Genomic DNA, 18026 nt, shown 5'->3' with positions numbered 1-18026 from the left:
GCCGGGCAGGGCGCGGCGCTCAGCCTCGTCCCGTGCTCAGCCTGGTGCTCGGCCTCGTGAGCCCCTCAGCCCTCCCGACCGGCAGCCGCCCGGCCCTTGCCCCCCGGCGGGCAGCTGCCTGGTACCCCCGTGACCGGCAGCCGCCCGGCCCCTGCCCCCCCGGCGGGCAGCTGCCCGGTACCCCCGTAACCGACAGCTACCCGCCCTCGCCCCCGTACCGCCAGCCCCCTTCAGTCCCCGCTCTCCGGCGACTGCCGGACCGCGTTGGCACATATGGCCGTGCGCACATAGGGGGCGAGGCCGGGGCGTTGTTCGGTGGGGGGTACGACCAGGGCGAAGGCGCGGGGGTCGGTGGTGAAGTCGTCGGCGATGCGGGTGTGCATGTCGGTGGGGCACGGGGTGAACCAGCGGGTGATGTGCCGGCGGTGTTCCTCGGCGAGGTCCATGGCCCGCTCGCCATCCGCCGGCTCCCCGGCGTCGAAGGCGGCCAGGAGCCGCAGGCGCCAGTCGGCGGACTCGGTCATGATCGTTGCCCAGTCCTCCTTGGAGTGTGCGGCGGCCCGGGCCATCGAGCGCTGATGGCCCTCGCGATGCTGCCACTTGAGGTGGGCCTGGGTGGCGTAGGTGAGGTCGAAGGTCACCTCGCCGAAGACCTCGAACCGCTCCTCGGGGGTCAGCTCCACGCCGGTCTGCTGGACCTGCATGGCGTGTTCGGCGACCTCGACCAGCCGTCGCAGCTTGCTGATCTGGTCGTTGAGGAGGCGGTGCCGGGCGCGGAGGTGGTCCAGGGCGTTGGCCTGCGGGTCCTCCAGGATGGTGGCGATCTCGTCGAGGGGGAAGCCGAGTTCCCGGTAGAAGAGGATCTGCTGGAGGCGGGCGAGGTCGGCGTCGCTGTAGAGGCGGTAGCCGGCGGGGCTGCGGTCGCTGGGGGAGAGCAGTCCGGCCTTGTCGTAGTGGTGCAGGGTCCGCACCGTGATCCCCGCGAAGCCGGAGACCTGCCCGACCGAGTAGCCCATCGCAGCGCCTTTCGTCCCGTCGTGTCCGGTCGGCCCGCCGTCGTCCGGTGGTGAGGTCACCGGTGGCCGGGGCCGTGCCGCGGCTTCAGAGTGGGGCCTGACGTCGCGTGAGGGTCAAGTGGGGCGGGGAGGCGGGCAGGGAGGGGAGGAGAGGCGGGACGGGACGGGCGCCGGGGGCGACCCGCCCCGTCCGGGGCCGTTCGAGGAGGGCGGGCGCCGGGCCCGGCCGGCTCAGCCGTCCGCCGGATACCGGTCCTGGAGCACCGAGGCCACCAGCGCCTGGACGTCTTCGCGGTCCAGGCCCTCCGCGCGGGCCCGGTCCATCCAGGAGCGGAGTTCCTCGCGGAGCAGGGCGTCCGCGGCGGACTCGGGGCGGGCGAGCGTACGGCTGACGAAGGTGCCGAGGCCGGGGCGTGGTTCGACCAGGCCCTCCCGCTCCAGTTCGCGGTAGGCCTTGAGGGTCGTATTGGGGTTGACCTTGGTCGTGGCGGCCACCTGGGCCGCGGTCGGCAGCCGGTCGCCCTCCACCAGGACGCCCAACCGCAGTGCCTGCTGGACCTGTTGGACGATCTGGAGGTAGGTGGCGACACCGCTGCGGCGGTCGATCCGGAACTCGACGACGCTCACCACCTCTCTGCTTCTTCCGCCCGTGCCGTCCTGGGGGCCGCCGGGGCCGGGCTGCCCGACCGCTTGATGATCGGGCCGGCCGTCCCGGGTGTCAAAGCGCCGCCCGGGGCGTGCCCCGTACGGTGTGGACGCGCGGTCGGCCGCCCGTATGGGCCGCCGCGCGGTGGCCCGTTCAGAGCGGCCGCCGTTGGGTCCGCCAGACGACGAACGCCAGCACCACGGCGGTCAGCGCCAGCAGGAGCGCCGCGCCCCGCCACTGCATGCCGGCCAGCTGCCCGTAGTCGAAGTACTGGGTCACCCGGTTGACGATGCCCAGCTTGGCCCGGCAGGCCTCGGCGGCGTCGCTGTGGACGCAGGTGCCGAAGCCGTAGAGCTTGCCGTCCGCGGTGGACACCCAGTCGTCCATCCGTACGGCGTCGAACGGCAGGCGGGGGCCGTTGTCGGAGTCGTACGGGTAGCTGACGCTGCGCAGGGTGCCGAGCCGGGGGCGTATCTGCTCGGCCCAGAGCACACTGCCGACCATGGCGAGGACCGCGGTGGCCGCCATGGCCGGCACCACCCGCTTGATCAGCATGCCGAGGGCGATACCGCAGGAGGTCAGGAGCAGGGTCATGGCGACCGGGACGGGGCCCGTGCTGTCGAAGGGGCCGCCCGCCAGCCAGTCGCCGGTGGCGATCAGCGCGTGGGCCGGGGTCCACAGCCAGGTGAAGACGGCCGACAGCAGGGTGGTGCACAGCACCGCGACGGCGAGCGGCAGGCCGAGCGTGGCGGCGATCCAGCGGCTGCGGCTCACCGACTGGGTGGTGACCAGCTTGACGGTGCCGTGCTCCTGTTCGCCCGCGACCAGCGGTGCGCCGAGGAAGATGCCGATGAGGACGGGCAGGCCCTGCATGAGCGCGATGTCGCTCTCGAACATCGCGCCGTACTTGCTCTGGAACGAGGTGACCAGTCGTCCGTCGAGGCCGGGCGCGGTCCCGTGGGTGTGCAGGAAGTCCTGTACGCCGATGCGCTGGTAGGCGAAGGCGGCGCAGCCCGCGACGGTGACCAGCAGGGCGGTGCGCAGCAGGGCGCGGTGCCGGCGCCAGACCAGCCAGGGCAGGCCGTGCAGCAGGCCGCGGCGGCCGCCGGCCGTACCGGCCGGGCCGTCTCCCTCGGCCGCGGCGGTCCGGCCGGTCGTGTCGGTCGTGCTCATGCCGCGGCTTCCCCCGCCTCGTCGGCGCCGGCCTCGTCCATGACGAGGGTGGGGGCGTCGGGCGCGCGCAGATAGGCCAGCAGGACCTCCTCCATGCTCGGCGACAGCACCTCCCAGCTGTCGGAGAACGGGCCGCCGGTGCGGACCAGGGCGCTGAACTGCCGCCCGGTGACCCGGGATTCGATGACGGTGTGGTGGCGGCGGAGTTCCCCGGGCACCCCGTCGTCCCCCTCGGCGACGCCCGTCACCAGCAGGTGGGCGGGGATCAGGTCGTCGGTCCGGCCGGCCATCCGCAGCCGGCCCTCGGCCAGGACGAGGAGGTAGTCACACATGACCTCGATCTCGGAGAGCATGTGGGACGACATCAGGACGGTCGTGCCGTGTTCGGCGGCCTCGGCCATCAGCAGCCCGGACAGCTCGTGCCGGGCGAGCGGGTCGAGGTCGGACATCGGCTCGTCGAGCAGCAGCAGCTCGGGCCGCTTGCCGAAGGCGAGGGCGAAGGCGACGCGGGTGCGCTGGCCGCCCGAGAGGGTGCCGATACGGGCGCTGAGCGGCACCTTGCCGGACCGGACGATCCGCTCGGCCAGCGCCTGGTCCCAGCGCGGGTTGAGCTCACGGCCCAGCCGCAGCGTCTCGGCCACCGTGAAGCGGGGGTAGAGCGGCTTGTCCTGGGCGAGGAAGGCGACCCGGGACAGTACGGCCGGGTCGGAGACGGGGACGCCGAACAGCTTCAGGGTGCCGGTGGTCGGCTGCACCAGCCGGGTCGCGGTGCCCAGGAAGGTGCTCTTGCCGGCGCCGTTGGGGCCGACGAGGGCGCAGACGTGGCCCGCCGGGAGCCGGAAGGAGCAGTCCCGCAGCGCCCAGCCGCGGTGGTACTTCTTCCCCAGTCCTTCGGCCTCGATGGCCCATGGGCTCGGGTCGCTCACCCGAATCCCCCCTTTAGCTAGTTGATTAGTGGAATGAGTATGGAGAGCGGGGCGGAGGCATGTCAACAAGGGGGCGGGCAGGGGTGGCGGGGCCGCCCGCGCGCGCGGCGGAGGTCGCCCCGGCTCCCTCAGTCCTCCGTCACCAGCGGCTTCGCCATACAGCGGCTGTCGTCATACGTCCGGTACAGGCCGAACTTCTCGACCGGCACATAGCCGCACGAGGCGTACAGCTCCAGCGCCTCCGGCTGCTTGATGCCGGTCTCCAGCACCATGCGGGAGCGGCCCGCGGCCCGGGCGTCGGCCTCCAGGGCGGCCAGGATCCGCCGGGCCAGCCCCCGTCCGCGCGCCTCCGGGACCACGAACATCCGCTTGATCTCGGCGTCGCCGACCGCGTACCCCTCCGCGGTGTCCTCCTGCCGCCGCCATCCGCCGGTGGCCAGGGGGCGGCCGCCGTCGTAGGCGATCAGATACGTGCCGTGCGGAGGGGTGAACATCTCCGGGTCCAGCGGGGTGATGTCGCCGTCGCCGTAGCGCCGGACGTATTCCTGCTGCACCAGCTCATCGAGCGTGACCGCGTCGGGGTGGTCATAGGGGACGGGGCGTATCTCCATTCCGGAAAGCGTACGGGCGGGTGCCGGGCGCGACGAGGCGGGGCCGCGGCCCGCGGGGACCGGGCGCCCGGGGGTATGGGAGCCTGACCCCTGGCCCGAGGAGAAGTGCTGGGGCCGGGAAAGGGCTGGGTGAGGGTTGTGTACACCGTGACCTCGGTGAATGTGAACGGGCTGCGCGCCGCGGCCAAGAAGGGCTTCGTCCCGTGGCTGGCGGAGACCGCGGCGGATGTGCTGTGCCTGCAAGAGGTCCGGGCCGAGACCGCCCAGCTCCCGGACGAGGTGCGCGAGCCCGCGGGCTGGTACACCGTGCACGCCCCGGCGGCCGCCAAGGGTCGGGCCGGTGTCTCGCTCTACACCCGGCGGGAGCCGGACCGCGTGCAGATCGGCTTCGGCTCGGCGGAATTCGACACCAGCGGCCGCTATGTCGAGGCGGACCTGCCCGGTCTGACCGTCGCCAGTCTCTATCTGCCCTCCGGGGAGGTCGGCACGGAGCGGCAGGACGAGAAGGAACGCTTCATGGCGGAGTTCCTGCCCTACCTGGCCGGGCTGCGCGAGCGGGCCGCGGCGGACGGCCGTGAGGTGGTGGTGTGCGGTGACTGGAACATCGCGCACCAGGAGGCCGACCTGAAGAACTGGAAGGCCAACCAGAAGAAGTCCGGCTTCCTCCCGGAGGAGCGCGCCTGGCTGACCGGCGTCCTGGACGAGACCCGCGGCGGCTACGTGGACGTCGTCCGCACCCTGCACCCGGACACCGAGGGCCCGTACTCGTGGTGGTCGTACCGGGGCCGTGCCTTCGACAACGACGCGGGCTGGCGGATCGACTACGCCATGGCCACTCCCGGGCTCGCCGCGCGTGCGGTGAAGGCGTTCGTGGAGCGGGCGGCCAGCTATGACCAGCGGTGGTCGGACCATGCGCCGGTGACGGTGGTCTTCGACCGGTAGGCCCCGGGCGGACGGTACGGACACCAGGAGCCCGTGAGCCGGAAGTGGCCGGCCCGCGGGCCCAACTGCGTTGTCAATCCTCGCAGTTATTCTCCGGATCATGGGATACGCCGAGGGGCGCTGGGTGACTACGGCATGGGGTGCGGGATGGACCGGGAGGTCGGTGTGCAGCGCGCGCTGCATCCGGAGGCCCGGATCGTCGGGACGATGTCCATGGATGACGGGCTGACGTACCGCCAGCACGTGGTCCCCATCACGGGCTGTGGGCGTCCCTTTTCCGGGGCAGGCGCTCGGAAAGTGCCCTGGGCGACCTGGACGAGGTCTGGCTCGGAAGGTGAGCCGCATTCCTACCGGCCAGTTTAGGTAAACGTCTGATTCTGCTGGGCATTCCCGTGGGCGGGGTCGCCGGGGAATTCCGGTGCCGGGGTGCGCGGCAATTCCCGGTGCCGGGTACGCACACGAGGCCGGAGGGGGTGTCCGCGGCGGCCGCGGACAGCAAAACGGCCCGCCGGAGATTCCGGCGGGCCGTCACGCTGGGGGGTGGTGCGACCGCTGCGTCAGGAGACGCGGGAGAACTTCACGTAGCCACCGTTGTCGGGACGCTCCCAGACGCCGCGGAAGGCCCAGTTGATGTAGCCGCCGTCGCCCTGGTTCGTGAACTCGCCGTCCTCGAAGACCCAGATGCCGTAGACGACACCGTCATAGGTGGCGGTGCCGAACGACTGCACACCGTTGAAGTGGTCCTCGTACGGCTGGCTCAGGTTGTGGACCATGACGTTGTACTTGCCGCCGGCCGCGTAGAACGCCGACTCCATGAAGCTCTTGACGAAGCCGTCGCGGTTCTGCGCGGTCTTGATCGACGCCTCGATCTTGTTGGCGATGCCGAGAACGTCAACGTTCATGTTGAGGTTCGCGTTGGCGCCGACGCTGACCGGCGACTCGCCGGCCGCGGCGGCGGGGGCCGCGGGTGCCGCCGAGGCGGTCGCCGGGAAGGCGATGGCGGTGCCGGCCAGGGCTGCGCACAGGGCCGCCGCGGCAAGGCTCTTCTTCACGAGGTGGGACATGGTTCTCCTTCATGGATACGGATGGCAGGCCCCTCCGGCCCCCATGCGGGTGAGGGGGCCGGAGAGGTGGCCCGGACAGCCGCGGGGGAAAGCGGCGGTCACCGGCACGGACGTGATGTTTCACGGCGGCGCTCATGATCCGCTCACATCGTGATCATGGACTCTGGCGACAGCCCGCGCTTTTCATTGACATTTCGTCAATTCACTTACGGTGTCCACATAGTGAGAGCATTTGAAGCAAACGGAACCCGAGGTTCCCTTCGGCGGTCTTTCTGGAAAAAGAGGCGATTTGCCGTGCCTGCATCGGCGGCGTGGAGTCGGGGTCACAATGGTTCAGTTGCGGCTACTAGGGCCGGTTGAAATTGAAGTGAACAATGGGCGACTGCTGAGCCTTGGAACGGGCCGCCTGCGTACCGTGGCCGCGATTCTGATCAGCGAGGTCAATCACGTGATCACGGTCGGCAGAATGATCGACCTGGCCTGGGACGCGGACCCGCCGGCCAGAGCGAGAGGCGTGGTCCACAACCATGTGCACCGCTTGCGGCGGCTGCTGGTGGGGCAGGCCGAGATCGCCACCCGCGGCCAGGGGTATGTGCTGATCGCCGATCCGTGTGCGGTGGACGTCAACCGCTTCCGGTATCTGGTGTCCGGTGCCCATGAGGCCGAGCCGCGGACCGCCGTCGCGAAGCTGCGCCAGGCACTCGGGCTGTGGCGGGGCGAGGCGCTGGCGGATGTGCCCGGCGAACGGGTGCGGCGGACGCTGGGGGTCGGGCTGACCCAGGCGAGAGTGGCGGCGTTCCAGGAGCTCGGCGCCAAGCTGCTGCTGCTCGGCCGGTACGGGGAGCTGATCACGGAGCTGACGGCCTGGCTCGCGGAGTATCCGCTGCACGAGGAGCTGACCGTGCTGCTGATGCGCGCGCTTCAGGCGAGCGGCAGACAGGCCGAGGCCCTCGACCACTATCACCGCACCCGGCGGCATCTGAAGGATCAGTTGGGCATCGATCCCGGCCCGGCTCTCAGTGAGACCTATCTGGCGGTGCTCGGCGGGAAGCCCGCGGGCGCCCCGCCGTTCGCCGGTCGCACGGCGGCCGGTCCCGGCCCCGGTTCCGGTCCTCGCCCGGGTTCCGGCCCCCGCCTGCGCTCCGGCCCCGGCCACGACCAGGGGACCTCGTACGGCCCCGCCGCCCCGTACGGCTCCGGCCACCCTTCGGCGCCGCCTCCGACCGTGGCCCAACTCCCGCCTCGCATAGCCGACTTCTGCGGCCGGGTGCGGGAGACCGTCGCGCTGGACCAGCAGCTGGACCGGCTGCCGCGGCCGGACTGTGTGGTGCTCGCGGGCGCCGGAGGGACCGGCAAGACCACGCTGGCGGTGCACTGGGCGCACTCCCACAAGGACGAGTTCCCCGACGGGCAGCTCTTCGTCGACCTGCGGGGCTTCGAGCGGCCCCCGATGCGGCCGGCCACCGTACTGGCCATGTTTCTGCGGGCGTTGGGGGTGCCGGAGGCACGGATCCCCGAGCCGCTGGCGGAGCGCTCGGCGCTGTACCGCTCGCTGCTCGCCGGCCGGCGGATGCTCGTCGTGCTGGACAACGCCGGCACGGCCGAGCAGGTGCGCCCGCTGCTGCCCGCGACGCCGGGCTGTCTGGCGGTGGTGACCAGCCGGCGGCGGCTGAGCGGGCTGGTGGTCCGCGACGGGGCGGCCCTGCTCACGGTGGGGCCGTTCACCGCGGAGGACGCCCTGGAACTGCTGGGCAACGCGCTGGGCCGGTTCCGCGTCGAGGCCGACCGGGACGCCGCGCGGGCGCTCGTCGAGCGGTGCGACAGACTGCCGCTGGCGCTGCGGATCGCCGCGGCCCGGCTGATGGCGCACCCCGACTGGTCGCTGGGGCACTGGACGGCGAAGCTGGCCGATGAGCGGCGCCGACTTCAGGAGTTGTCCGCCCACGACGCCGATCTGGCGGTGGAGTCCAGCCTCTTCCTCAGCTATCGCGCGCTGTCGAGCGGGGCCGCCCGGCTGTTCCGCCTTCTCGGGCTGCACCCCGGCCCGGACGTGGACGCGCCCACCGCCGCGGCACTGGCCGGACGCGATCCGGAACGCACGTACCGCCATCTCGCCGAACTGGGTGACGCGCACCTGGTCGAGGAGCAGGCGCAGGGGTCCTACCTGCGGAGCGATCTGGTGCGTATCTACGCCGAGCAGCTCGTCGCGGTCGAGGAGACACCGACCGAGCGGGACCTGGCCCGGCAGCGGCTGCGCGACCATCTGGCGTGGTACGGGCCGGGGCGGTGCTGAGCCGCGGCCGCCCGGTGGTCCGCGGTCACTTCTCCCCCGGCTCCTCCTCGCGCCGCCACTGCGCCAGTTCCGCCCGGACCCGGCGGTCCATGGCCATGGAGAGTTCGGCCTCGACCACGCCCTTGGAGAGCGGGCGGAGCTTTTCGATGGTCGCGCCGATGTGGTCGGCCTCCTGGGGGGCGACGTCCTCGCACGCCGCGATGCGGCTGAGGACGTCGGAGAGGAGGTGGGTGCGGATGAGGCCGGTGAAGACCTCGGCGAGGGCGTCGGCGTGGGCGCGTACCTGGCGGCCGGCCTCCAGGACGGCGGCCAACGGGATGCCCTGGTGGACGAGTTCGGTGGAGGCGTCCAGGAGGCGGCGGCTGATGTGGACGAACTCGTCGCCGTCGACGGCGAGATAGCCGATGTCCAGGGACGTGCTGAGGTTCTCGGCGGTGATGTCCTCGCTGAAGTGGTCGGCCAGTTCCTCGGGGGTGAGGCGGACCGGGGTCTCCTCGGACCAGGGCGGGACCAGGGGGTTCTCCAGGCCGAGGAGTTCGCCCACATCGCGGCCGGTGTCGAAGGCCGAGAGGAGCTCGGCGATGCCGCCGAGGGTGTGGCCGCGCTCCAGGAGGGCGCCGATGGTGCGCAGCCGGGCGAGATGGTGCTCGTTGTACCAGGCGATCCGGCCCTCGCGGCGCGGTGGCGGGATGAGCTTGCGCTCGCGGTAGAAGCGCAGCGTACGGACCGTGATGCCGGCTTCCTCGGCCAGGTCGGCCATGCGGAATTCGCGTGCGGCGGGGTGGCCCGCGGGCTCCGTCCGCTCGTCCTGGGGATTCTCGTTCGCTGCCACGGACTCAGCCTATGCCGGGGGTGTGACGCGGGGCCGGGGGACGACCGGCGGTAACTTCCTGCCGTCCGCCCCCTACCGCTCGGTACGTGGCTGCCCTACGCTCCCATTGCGCCAGTGATTGCTGGCGTGGTTGGGCGGGCGGCTGTGACGCCGTAGGTCACGGCACCGAAGATGACAGGGAAGAACGTCGAACTCGGGAGGCGGCGGGATGGCCGAGCGCGAGCGCAGGCATGTGCGGGTTGCGGTGATCGGATCGGGTTTCGGTGGTCTGGGGGCGGCGGTCCGGCTGCGGCGCCAGGGGATCACCGACTTCGTGGTCCTGGAGCGGGCCGATGCGGTGGGCGGCACCTGGCGGGACAACAGCTATCCGGGATGTGCGTGCGATGTGCCCTCGCACCTGTACTCCTTCTCCTTCGCGCCCAACCCTGAGTGGCCGCGGAACTTCTCCGGACAGCCGCATATCCGCGCGTACCTGGAGCGGGTCACCGACACCTTCGGGCTGCGCCCGCACCTCCGCTTCCACTCGGAGGTGCGCGCCCTGCGATGGAACGGGGACGCGCTGCACTGGGAGCTGGAGACGGCGAGCGGGCCGCTGACGGCCGATGTGGTGGTGTCGGCGACCGGACCGCTGTCGGACCCCAAGGTGCCCGACATCCCGGGGCTGGACACCTTCCCCGGCAAGGTCTCGCACTCCGCGCGCTGGGACCACGACTACGACCTGCGCGGCAAGCGCGTCGCCATGATCGGTACGGGTGCCTCGGCGATCCAGATCGTGCCCGCCATCCAGCCGGACGTGGAGCGCCTCACGCTCTTCCAGCGCACCCCGCCCTGGGTGCTGCCGCGCGCCGACCGCAAGATCAGCGCGGCCGAGAAGTGGCTGCACACCAAGGTCCCGGCGACCCGGGCCGCGCGCCGCGGGCTGCTCTGGGGCCTGCGGGAGATGCAGGTCAGCGCCTTCACCAAGCGCCCCAACGAGCTGGGCCTGATCGAGCTCCTGGCCCGGAACCATATGAAGAAGGCCGTCAAGGACCCGGCGCTGCGGGCCGCGTTGACCCCCGGCTACCGCATCGGCTGCAAGCGCATCCTGCTCTCCAACACCTACTACCCGGCCCTGGCGCAGCCGAATGTGGACCTGGTCGCCGCGGGGCTGACGGAGGTCCGCGGCAGCACCCTCGTCGGGTCCGACGGGAGCGAGGTGGAGGCCGATGCGATCGTTTTCGGCACCGGGTTCCATGTGACGGACATGCCGATCGCGCAGCGCGTCACGGGCGCCCACGGGACGACGCTGGCCGAGGAGTGGAAGGACGGCATGGAGGCGCTGCGCGGTGCCAGCGCGGCCGGCTTCCCCAACTTCCTCACCATCATCGGGCCCAACACCGGCCTCGGGAACAGCTCGATGATCCTGATGATCGAGGCGCAGCTGAACTACCTCGCCGACTTCATGCGCCAGCTGGACGTCCTCGGCGGAAAGATCGCGCTCGACGCCCGGCCGTCCGCCGTCCAGGACTGGAACCGCAAGGTCCAGGAGCGGATGACCCGCACGGTGTGGAACACCGGTGGCTGCGACAGCTGGTATCTGGACGCCAGCGGCCGCAACACCACCGTCTGGCCGGGCACCACCGGGGAGTTCAAGAAGGTCACCCGGCAGGTCGACCTCGCGGAGTACGAGGTGCTGCGGCCGCCGAAGGCCGCGGGCGAGAGCACCGGCGAGCGTGCGGAGGTGGCCGCATGAGCCGCCGGCCCGCCCATGTCACCAGCGGTCCGTACGCCCCGCCGGTGCCGCGTACGACCCGGACCGTCACCTCGGCCGACGGCGCCCGGCTGTACGCCGAGATCCACGGCCCCGAGTCCGCCCCGGCCGTCGTCCTGGCGCACGGCTGGACCTGTTCGACCGCCTTCTGGGCCCCGGTCGTCCGCGAGCTGGCCACCGACCACAAGGTCGTCGTCTACGACCAGCGCGGCCACGGCCGCAGCCCCGCCGCCGGCCCGGCGGGCCACAGCACCCATGCCCTCGCCGACGACCTGGTCGCCGTACTGGAGGCGACCCTGGAGACGGGCGAACGCGCCGTGCTGGGCGGCCACTCCATGGGCGGCATGACGATCATGGCCGCCGCCGAGCGGCACCGGCTGCGCGAGCGGGCCGCGGCCGCGCTGCTGTGCAGCACCGGCAGCGCCGATCTGCCCGCCGAATCACGGGTGTTCCCGCTGCGCAGCCCGCAGGGCCGCCGGCGCGCCCACCGGCTGATGCTGCGTTCACGGGCCCCGCTCGGCCCCGTATCGCCGCTCACCCGGCGCGCTCTGAAGTACGCCACGATGGGGCCGGCCGCCACCGCTGAGCAGGTCGAGGCCTGTGCCCGCATCGTGCACGGCTGCCCGACCGCGGTACGGGCCCGCTGGGGCACGGTGCTGGACGGTCTCGAACTGACCGGTGGTGCCGCCCGGCTGGAGCTGCCGACCGCGGTCCTCACGGGCACCGCCGACCGGCTCACCCCGCCGGTGCAGGCCCGCCGGCTGGCCTCCGTCCTGCCCGACTTCCGGGGGCTGACCGAGCTGCCGGGCCTGGGACACATGACGCCGGTCGAGGACCCCGGCGCGGTCTCCGGGCGGCTGCGCGCCCTCGTACAGGACCACCTGCGGAGCACCGGCACCACGGGTGCCGTGACCGCCGAAGTCCCCCACGGCACCCGGCAGAAGAAGGAGAAGACGGTATGAGCGCGAGCAGGAACCTGGCCGGGCAGGTCGTGGTGGTGACCGGTGCGGCGCGCGGGGTCGGTGCGCTGCTGGCCCGCAAGCTGTCGGCGCGCGGTGCGACGCTGGCACTGGTCGGCCTGGAGCCGGACGAGCTGCGCGGGGTGGCGGCCGCGCTGCACGGCCCGGCGCACCACTGGCACGCCGATGTCACCGACCACGAGGCGATGGCCCGGGTGGCGGGCGAGGTCAAGGACCGCTTCGGGAAGGTCGATGTGGTCGTCGCCAACGCCGGGGTGGCGACCGGCGGCCCGTTCGCCGACTCCGACCCGGTCGCCTGGAAGCGGGTCATCGAGGTCAACCTCATCGGCGGCGCCGTCACCGGCCGGGCGTTCCTGCCCCTCCTCACGGCGTCCCGCGGCTACTTCCTCCAGATCGCCTCGCTGGCCGCGATCACCCCGGCGCCGATGATGACCGCGTACTGCGCGTCCAAGTCGGGCGTCGAGGCCTTCGCGCACAGCCTGCGCGCCGAGGTCGGCCACCGGGGCGTACGGGTCGGCGTCGGCTATCTGAGCTGGACGGACACCGACATGGTGCGCGGCGCCGACCAGGACGACATCATGCGCGAGCTGCGCGCCCGGCTGCCCTGGCCGTCGAACAAGACCTATCCGCTGGGCCCCGCCGTCGACCGGATCGTCGCGGGCATCGAGCGCCGCTCGGCGCATGTCTACGGGCAGTGGTGGCTGCGCGGGATGCAGTCGGTCCGCGGATACCTTCCCGGGCTCATCGGGACGGTGGGCCGGCGCGAGATACGGCGCTTCGGGGACCGGCTGGACGGGATGCGGATCGGTCTGGTGGGCGCCGGCGGCGAGGCCGACGAGAAGGCGCGGGCGGACCGGTGAGCCGCCGCCGATGAGCGGCGATCCTCACGGACCGTAGTCAATCGTGATCGAAATGCGAGCAATGTCCGGGCGTGTCACGCTGAATCGGGGCCAAACCCCCCTTACACCCCACTAGGAGTGAACAGCATGGGCATCAAGGACCAGTTCCAGGACAAGGCCAACGAGCTCAAGGACCAGGCGCACAAGGCCATGGGCGACGCTCGCGAGCAGGGTCACGAGCGCGGTCAGCGCCAGGACGAGCGTGGCGGTCAGCGCCCGGAGCGCGAGAGCGACCGGCGCCAGGGCGGCCAGGACCGTGGCCAGCAGCCCCGTGACCGCCAGCAGGGCCGCCGCCCGGCCCAGGACGCGATGGACGCCGCCGAGGGCCGCTTCCAGAGCTGACATCGGCACGTCCTGAACACCACGCGCGGCGGCGTACGCGCCATGCGTGAGGGGCGCACCCGGTCGACCGGGTGCGCCCCACCGCTGTTCCCCTGTTGCTGTGTTCCTCCCCGGGGATACGGCCCCACCTCCCGTTTCCCCAGGGGCAGTTGGTGTCTGACTTGGCGAGCCCCTGGCCCTTGGCGTCGGGGATGCTCCGCATCAGGTGGAGCCGGGCGCGTCAGGCCCCCGCCGCCTCCGCCGAAGCGCCCCCGCTCCGCGGCGGCAGCGACGGCCGCCGCAGGTTCGGCACGTCCGACAGGTCCGGAGGCATCGCCGCCGGGTGCCGCTCCAGCAGCTCCAGCGCCGTACGGATCGCGACGCCCAGCTGGGGATGCCGGCCCTCGGCCCAGTGCAGCGGCGAGCGCAGCGCCTCGATGTCGACCTCGACGCCGTGGTTCTCCACGCCCCAGCCGTAGAGCCGGAACCAGGCCGCGTTCATGGGGACGGTGATCGCGGTGCCGTCGGCGAGCCGGTGCCGGCCGGTCATCCCGACCACCCCGCCCCAGGTGCGCATGCCGACCACCGGGCCGAGGCCCTGGAGTTTGAAGGCCGCGGTGATCATGTCGCCGTCGGAGGAGGTCATCTCGTCGGCGACCGCGACGACCGGGCCGCGCGGCGCGTTGCTGGTGTACGAGACGGGTTCGGCGTCCCGGGTCAGGTCCCAGCCCATGATGGTGCGGGTCAGCTTCTCGATCACCAGCTCGGAGATGTTGCCGCCCGCGTTGCCCCGGACGTCCACGATCAGCGCGGGCCGGGAGACCTCCATCCGCAGATCGCGGTTGAACTGTGCCCAGCCGGAGCCGCCCATGTCGGGGATGTGCAGATAGCCGCACCGGCCGCTGCTCAACTCCCGTACCACCGCCCGGCGTTTGGCCACCCAGTCCTGGTAGCGCAGCGGCCGTTCGTCGACCAGCGGGACCACCGCGACCCGGCGGGCCGGGCCGTCGCCGTCCGGCGGGGAGAACGTGAGCTCGACGGTGGTGCCGCCGGCCGCGGCCAGCAGCGGCCCGGGGCCGGCCACCGGGTCCACCGGGCGGCCGTCGACATGGGTGAGCGCGGTGCCCTCGCGGATGCCCGTACCGGCCAGCGGGGAACGGGCCTTGGAGTCCGAGGACTCACCGGGCAGGATCCGGGTGACCACCCAACGGCCGTCCCGGCACACCAGGTTGGCGCCGAGCAGGCCCATGGCGCGCTGGTAGTGCGGCGGCCCCTCGTTGCGCCGGGCGCCGGTGACGTACGCGTGCGAGGTCCCCAGCTCGCCCATCACCTCGCGCAGCAGATCGGCGAACTCGTCGGGGGAGGCGACCTTGTCGAGCAACGGCCGGTACTGCGCCAGCACCGCGTCCCAGTCGATGCCGCACATCCGCGGCTCCCAGAAGTACGCCCGGGTGATCCGGCCCGCCTCCTCGAACGCCTGGTGCCACTCCGCGACCGGATCGACGTCGTGCAGGATGCGCCGCAGGTCCAGGAAGACGGTGGTGTCGCTGTCCGGCTGTTCGGTCGCCGGTACCGCGCGCAGTTCGCCCTCGTCGTTGACGACCAGCCGGGAGCCGTCGCCGCTGAGCGCGAACCCGTCCAGGGAGCTGGTGAGTTCGGTGCGCCGCGCCTTGGTCAGATCGAAGTGTTCGAGGGTGGGGCGGCCCGAGGTCTCGGCCGGGTTGGCGAAGGTCTCGCCCAGCGCACCGGAGATCGGCCAGCGCAGCCAGACCAGCCCGCCGCCGCTGACCGGCTCCAGGGAGGAGTACTTGGACGCCGCCACCGGGAACGGGGTGACCCGGTTCTCCAGCCCCTCCACCTCGACCAGCAGCGGCCCCTCACCGGCCGGCGGAATCTCGTCCGGGTCCAGGCCGCCCGCCGCGGGCCGGCCCTCCGGGGACAGTGCGAAGGGGGACGGGGTCGCCGACGACAGCGGGACGAGATGGGGGCGGCAGCCCAGCGGGAACGACAGATCGCCGGTGTGCACGTCGTAGACCGGGTCGAAGCCGCGCCAGGACAGAAACGCCAGATAGCGGCCGTCGCGGGTGAACACCGGCTGCTCGTCCTCGAACCGGCCGTTGGTGACATCCACGATGTGCCGGTCGGCCAGCCGGGCCATCTTGATCTGCCGCAGCGACCGGCCGATACCGGGGTGCGACCAGGTCAGCCAGCGGGAGTCGGGGGAGAACGCCAGATCGCGGACCGGGCCGTTGACGGAGCGGATCAGCTCGGTGACCCCGCCGGAGGCGTCCTCCTCGCTCGCCCCCTCCTCGGGCCGGGCCACGTCCACCAGCAGCAGCCGGCCGTCGTTCGAGGCCACCGCCAGCCGTTCGCCGTCCGGGGCGGCGGTCATCTCGTGGACCCGGCCCAGCTCACCGGCGGCCAGCCGGCGCGGCTCGCCCGGTGCGCTGGCCCGCGGCAGGTTGGTGATCTCGATCGCGTCCTCGCCCTCGGCGTCGGTGACGTAGGCGATCCGGCCGCTGGCGCCCAGCATTTCGGGGAGCCGGACCCGTACGCCCGGGACGTCGTGGATGGTCCGGGCCGGGCCGTCGCGGTGGGTGAGCCAGTACAGGCTGCCGCGGACGCCGACCGCGCTGGCCCGCCCGGTGGTGTCCACCGCGAGCGCGGTGACATGCGCGGCGGCCGGGACCTGGTAGCTGCGCCGGCCGGCCCGCGGACCGCCCAGCCGCACCGCCAGCTTGCGCGGTACCGCGTCCGGGCCGAGGTCGTCGATCAGCCAGAGGTCACCGGCGCACTGGTAGACGATCCGCTCGCCGTCGGTCGAGGCGTGCCGGGCGTAGAAGTCGGTGTGGTCGGTGTGGCGGCGCAGATCGGTGCTGTCGGGCAGACAGGAGTAGACGTTGGCGATGCCCTCGTGGTCGGAGAGGAACGCGATCCGGCCGCCGACGAACATCACCGAGTCGAGATGCCCGCGCAGATCCGGCAGCAGCCGGGTGCCGTGCAGCCACATCCGGCCCGTCGCACCGCCCCGGTAGCGCTTCCAGGAGGCGGGCTCGTGCGGCGGTTTGCCGGTCAGCAGCAGGGTGCGGTGCTCCCCGTCGATGTCGGCGACCGCGATGTCGGAGACCGGCCCCCAGGGCAGCTGGCCGCCGGGGCTGCCGTCGGTGGCCAGGCTGTAGGCCCACGAGTAGTACGAGAACGGCTGGCCGTGCGAGGAGACCGCGAGGATGTGGGACCGGCCCTCGTGGTCGGGGGGCGTCCAGCCGCAGACCCGGGCGTCGGTGCTGCCCCAGTACGTCAGCCGGCGGGCCGGGCCGCCCTCGACCGCCGCGATATGGACCTCCGGGTCGAGGCTGCGCCAGGTGGTGAAGGCGATCTGCTGCCCGTCGGGGGAGAAGCGGGGGTGGCCGACGCGGGTGCGGTCCACGGTCAGCCGCCAGGCGCGGCCGGGTTCCGCGCCCTCCGGGGCGAGCGGGGCGATCCACAGATCGTCCTCGGCGGCGAAGCAGAGCAGCTCGCCGTGCAGATGCGGAAAGCGCAGATACGAGCCGCCGGGCGGGTCCGGCCGGGCCGGCATGCGGCGCAGCCGCCCGCGGGGCTTCGCGGGGTTCGGCTCCGGGCGCGGCCCGACGGCCTCGGGTGCATCGCTCACGCACCCATCGTTTCGGGACGAGCAGGCGGCGGCAACTCGGTCGGGTGATGTCGGCCTCGGTCGCCCCCTCCACTGGTCCGCGCGGTCCCGTCAGTGGCAGCCCAGCATCCCGGGAGAGTCGATGTCGACGGTGACCACGCCCGGCGGGTAGGCGTCCTCGTTGCCGGTCAGCAGAATCGACATCCCGGTGAACTCGGGGCGTGGCAGTGCGCAGTACAGGGCGTGGCAGGTGTCGGGGCCGCCGTAGCCGTCGCGGATCATGGTGCCGACGCTGACGGCGGCCATCGTGTCGAGACTGTCGACCACCACGGAGGAGAGGGCGAGGACGCGCTGCGAGAGGTTCTCCTGACCGGCTTCTGCCTGCGTCAGGCACAGGGCGGGGATGCTGAGGCGTTCACCGGGTGTATGCGCCATGTTGCCCGCCAGGAGGTTCAGCGTCTTGTGGCCGCCGGCGAGTGCTTTGACCGCACTCGTGTCGAGGATGATCACGCTGCAGTGCCCCTGGCGGCCCGGACTTTCTCGGCGGCGATCTTGTAGAGGTTGCCGAGCACATCGGGTGCCTGCTCGAACTCCTCGTCGCGGATGTCCACGCCCATCATGCGGCGTACGACCTCACGGTCGGCAGCCAGCCGCTCCGCCCGCTGTGCCGCAGTCGGCTGCTCCGCGGCGAGAGTTTGCACCAGCTGGCCGATGCTCACCCCTCGCTCCTTTGCGAGTTCGGCAAGGTGATCACGGGTCTCCCGAAGGACCTGAATTGTCGTCGATGCCATAGCTGGACTATAGAGCATCCATAACGGCCGGGGTCCGCGCCGTCGTACAGCAGCTCATCGAGTGCTGGGCCGACGCCGATTTCCTCTCATTCGCGCGCATGTGCCACCGGAAGAGGATGCCCAGATGGGACCCCCCTTCGAGGGGCGCCGA

Annotated in this window: 16 protein-coding genes; 6 read left to right on the top strand and 10 right to left on the bottom strand. The window is 72.3% G+C overall.

Annotated elements, in window-relative coordinates; translation table 11 throughout:
- Positions 1 to 230: 230 nt before the first annotated feature.
- The 5 genes from CP981_RS16225 to CP981_RS16205 form a co-directional block, all read right to left on the bottom strand.
- Positions 231 to 1016, bottom strand: a complete 786-nt coding sequence (locus CP981_RS16225) for a MerR family transcriptional regulator (protein ID WP_085926490.1) — start codon at positions 1014 to 1016, stop codon at positions 231 to 233.
- A gap of 231 nt (positions 1017 to 1247) precedes the next feature.
- Positions 1248 to 1646 carry a GntR family transcriptional regulator gene (locus tag CP981_RS16220; protein WP_085926489.1) on the bottom strand — a complete coding sequence of 133 codons (399 nt, stop codon included), beginning with the start codon at positions 1644 to 1646 and terminating at the stop codon, positions 1248 to 1250.
- 169 nt (positions 1647 to 1815) lie between these two features.
- Positions 1816 to 2835: an ABC transporter permease gene (locus CP981_RS16215; RefSeq protein WP_085926488.1), complete on the bottom strand. Its 1020-nt coding sequence runs from the start codon at positions 2833 to 2835 to the stop codon at positions 1816 to 1818.
- Complete coding sequence (locus tag CP981_RS16210; protein WP_085926487.1) at positions 2832 to 3761, bottom strand: ABC transporter ATP-binding protein; 930 nt, start codon at positions 3759 to 3761, stop codon at positions 2832 to 2834. Before CP981_RS16210 ends, CP981_RS16215 begins: the two co-directional genes overlap by 4 nt.
- A 128-nt stretch (positions 3762 to 3889) precedes the next feature.
- A complete protein-coding gene (locus tag CP981_RS16205; RefSeq protein ID WP_085926486.1) occupies positions 3890 to 4372 on the bottom strand; it encodes a GNAT family N-acetyltransferase in 483 nt (160 codons plus the stop codon).
- A 138-nt stretch (positions 4373 to 4510) separates the two neighbouring features.
- On the opposite strand from CP981_RS16205, the gene CP981_RS16200 reads away from it, so the two are divergent.
- Positions 4511 to 5314, top strand: a complete 804-nt coding sequence (locus CP981_RS16200) for an exodeoxyribonuclease III (RefSeq protein WP_085926485.1) — start codon at positions 4511 to 4513, stop codon at positions 5312 to 5314.
- Between the two features lie 557 nt (positions 5315 to 5871).
- Here the strand turns inward: CP981_RS16200 and CP981_RS16195 are convergent.
- Positions 5872 to 6378, bottom strand: a complete 507-nt coding sequence (locus tag CP981_RS16195; protein WP_085926484.1) for a stress protein — start codon at positions 6376 to 6378, stop codon at positions 5872 to 5874.
- Between the two features lie 415 nt (positions 6379 to 6793).
- On the opposite strand from CP981_RS16195, the gene CP981_RS16190 reads away from it, so the two are divergent.
- The gene (locus CP981_RS16190) at positions 6794 to 8671 is read left to right on the top strand and encodes an AfsR/SARP family transcriptional regulator (RefSeq protein ID WP_244329671.1); all 1878 of its coding nucleotides are present in this window, start codon (positions 6794 to 6796) and stop codon (positions 8669 to 8671) included.
- A 25-nt stretch (positions 8672 to 8696) separates the two neighbouring features.
- On the opposite strand, the gene CP981_RS16185 is transcribed toward CP981_RS16190, so the two are convergent.
- The gene (locus CP981_RS16185) at positions 8697 to 9503 is read right to left on the bottom strand and encodes a MerR family transcriptional regulator (RefSeq protein WP_208852943.1); all 807 of its coding nucleotides are present in this window, start codon (positions 9501 to 9503) and stop codon (positions 8697 to 8699) included.
- Between the two features lie 208 nt (positions 9504 to 9711).
- Here CP981_RS16185 and CP981_RS16180 point away from each other — a divergent pair, with 208 nt between their 5' ends.
- The 4 genes from CP981_RS16180 to CP981_RS16165 all read left to right on the top strand — a co-directional run bounded on the left by CP981_RS16180 (position 9712) and on the right by CP981_RS16165 (position 13474).
- On the top strand, positions 9712 to 11235 hold the full coding sequence (locus CP981_RS16180; RefSeq protein WP_085926483.1) for a flavin-containing monooxygenase: 1524 nt from the start codon (positions 9712 to 9714) through the stop codon (positions 11233 to 11235).
- Positions 11232 to 12215 (top strand): alpha/beta fold hydrolase, encoded by a 984-nt coding sequence (locus CP981_RS16175; protein WP_085926482.1) that lies wholly within the window; start codon positions 11232 to 11234, stop codon positions 12213 to 12215. Before CP981_RS16180 ends, CP981_RS16175 begins: the two co-directional genes overlap by 4 nt.
- Positions 12212 to 13093, top strand: a complete 882-nt coding sequence (locus CP981_RS16170; protein WP_085926481.1) for an SDR family oxidoreductase — start codon at positions 12212 to 12214, stop codon at positions 13091 to 13093. The genes CP981_RS16175 and CP981_RS16170 overlap by 4 nt, the downstream gene beginning before the upstream one ends.
- 126 nt (positions 13094 to 13219) lie before the next feature.
- Positions 13220 to 13474 carry a hypothetical protein gene (locus tag CP981_RS16165; RefSeq protein ID WP_085926480.1) on the top strand — a complete coding sequence of 85 codons (255 nt, stop codon included), beginning with the start codon at positions 13220 to 13222 and terminating at the stop codon, positions 13472 to 13474.
- A gap of 220 nt (positions 13475 to 13694) precedes the next feature.
- Here the strand turns inward: CP981_RS16165 and CP981_RS16160 are convergent, their stop codons facing one another.
- From CP981_RS16160 to CP981_RS16150, 3 genes are all read right to left on the bottom strand, one after another.
- A complete protein-coding gene (locus tag CP981_RS16160) occupies positions 13695 to 17030 on the bottom strand; it encodes a S41 family peptidase (protein WP_085926497.1) in 3336 nt (1111 codons plus the stop codon).
- A 165-nt stretch (positions 17031 to 17195) separates the two neighbouring features.
- Entirely contained in the window at positions 17196 to 17594 is a 399-nt protein-coding gene (locus CP981_RS16155; protein ID WP_085926479.1) for a hypothetical protein, read from the bottom strand.
- Positions 17591 to 17803, bottom strand: coding sequence for a hypothetical protein (locus tag CP981_RS16150; protein ID WP_244329670.1), 213 nt, complete (start codon positions 17801 to 17803; stop codon positions 17591 to 17593). Before CP981_RS16150 ends, CP981_RS16155 begins: the two co-directional genes overlap by 4 nt.
- Positions 17804 to 18026: the final 223 nt, after the last annotated feature.

It is taken from the genome of Streptomyces platensis (genome assembly GCF_008704855.1).
GTDB classification, from domain to species: Bacteria; Actinomycetota; Actinomycetes; order Streptomycetales; family Streptomycetaceae; genus Streptomyces; species Streptomyces platensis.
The sequence above is the reverse complement of the archived record's forward strand: the minus strand, read 5'-3'. Positions and strand labels throughout refer to the sequence as shown.

What these genes read in the sequence shown, in the direction of transcription:
- CP981_RS16225 (WP_085926490.1), bottom strand. Translation starts at nt 1,016, where the DNA reads ATGGGCTACTCGGTCGGGCAGGTCTCCGGCTTCGCGGGGATCACGGTG.
- CP981_RS16215 (WP_085926488.1), bottom strand. Translation starts at nt 2,835, where the DNA reads ATGAGCACGACCGACACGACCGGCCGGACCGCCGCGGCCGAGGGAGAC.
- CP981_RS16205 (WP_085926486.1), bottom strand. Translation starts at nt 4,372, where the DNA reads ATGGAGATACGCCCCGTCCCCTATGACCACCCCGACGCGGTCACGCTC.
- CP981_RS16195 (WP_085926484.1), bottom strand. Translation starts at nt 6,378, where the DNA reads ATGTCCCACCTCGTGAAGAAGAGCCTTGCCGCGGCGGCCCTGTGCGCA.
- CP981_RS16180 (WP_085926483.1), top strand. Translation starts at nt 9,712, where the DNA reads ATGGCCGAGCGCGAGCGCAGGCATGTGCGGGTTGCGGTGATCGGATCG.
- CP981_RS16175 (WP_085926482.1), top strand. Translation starts at nt 11,232, where the DNA reads ATGAGCCGCCGGCCCGCCCATGTCACCAGCGGTCCGTACGCCCCGCCG.
- CP981_RS16170 (WP_085926481.1), top strand. Translation starts at nt 12,212, where the DNA reads ATGAGCGCGAGCAGGAACCTGGCCGGGCAGGTCGTGGTGGTGACCGGT.
- CP981_RS16165 (WP_085926480.1), top strand. Translation starts at nt 13,220, where the DNA reads ATGGGCATCAAGGACCAGTTCCAGGACAAGGCCAACGAGCTCAAGGAC.
- CP981_RS16160 (WP_085926497.1), bottom strand. Translation starts at nt 17,030, where the DNA reads ATGCCGGCCCGGCCGGACCCGCCCGGCGGCTCGTATCTGCGCTTTCCG.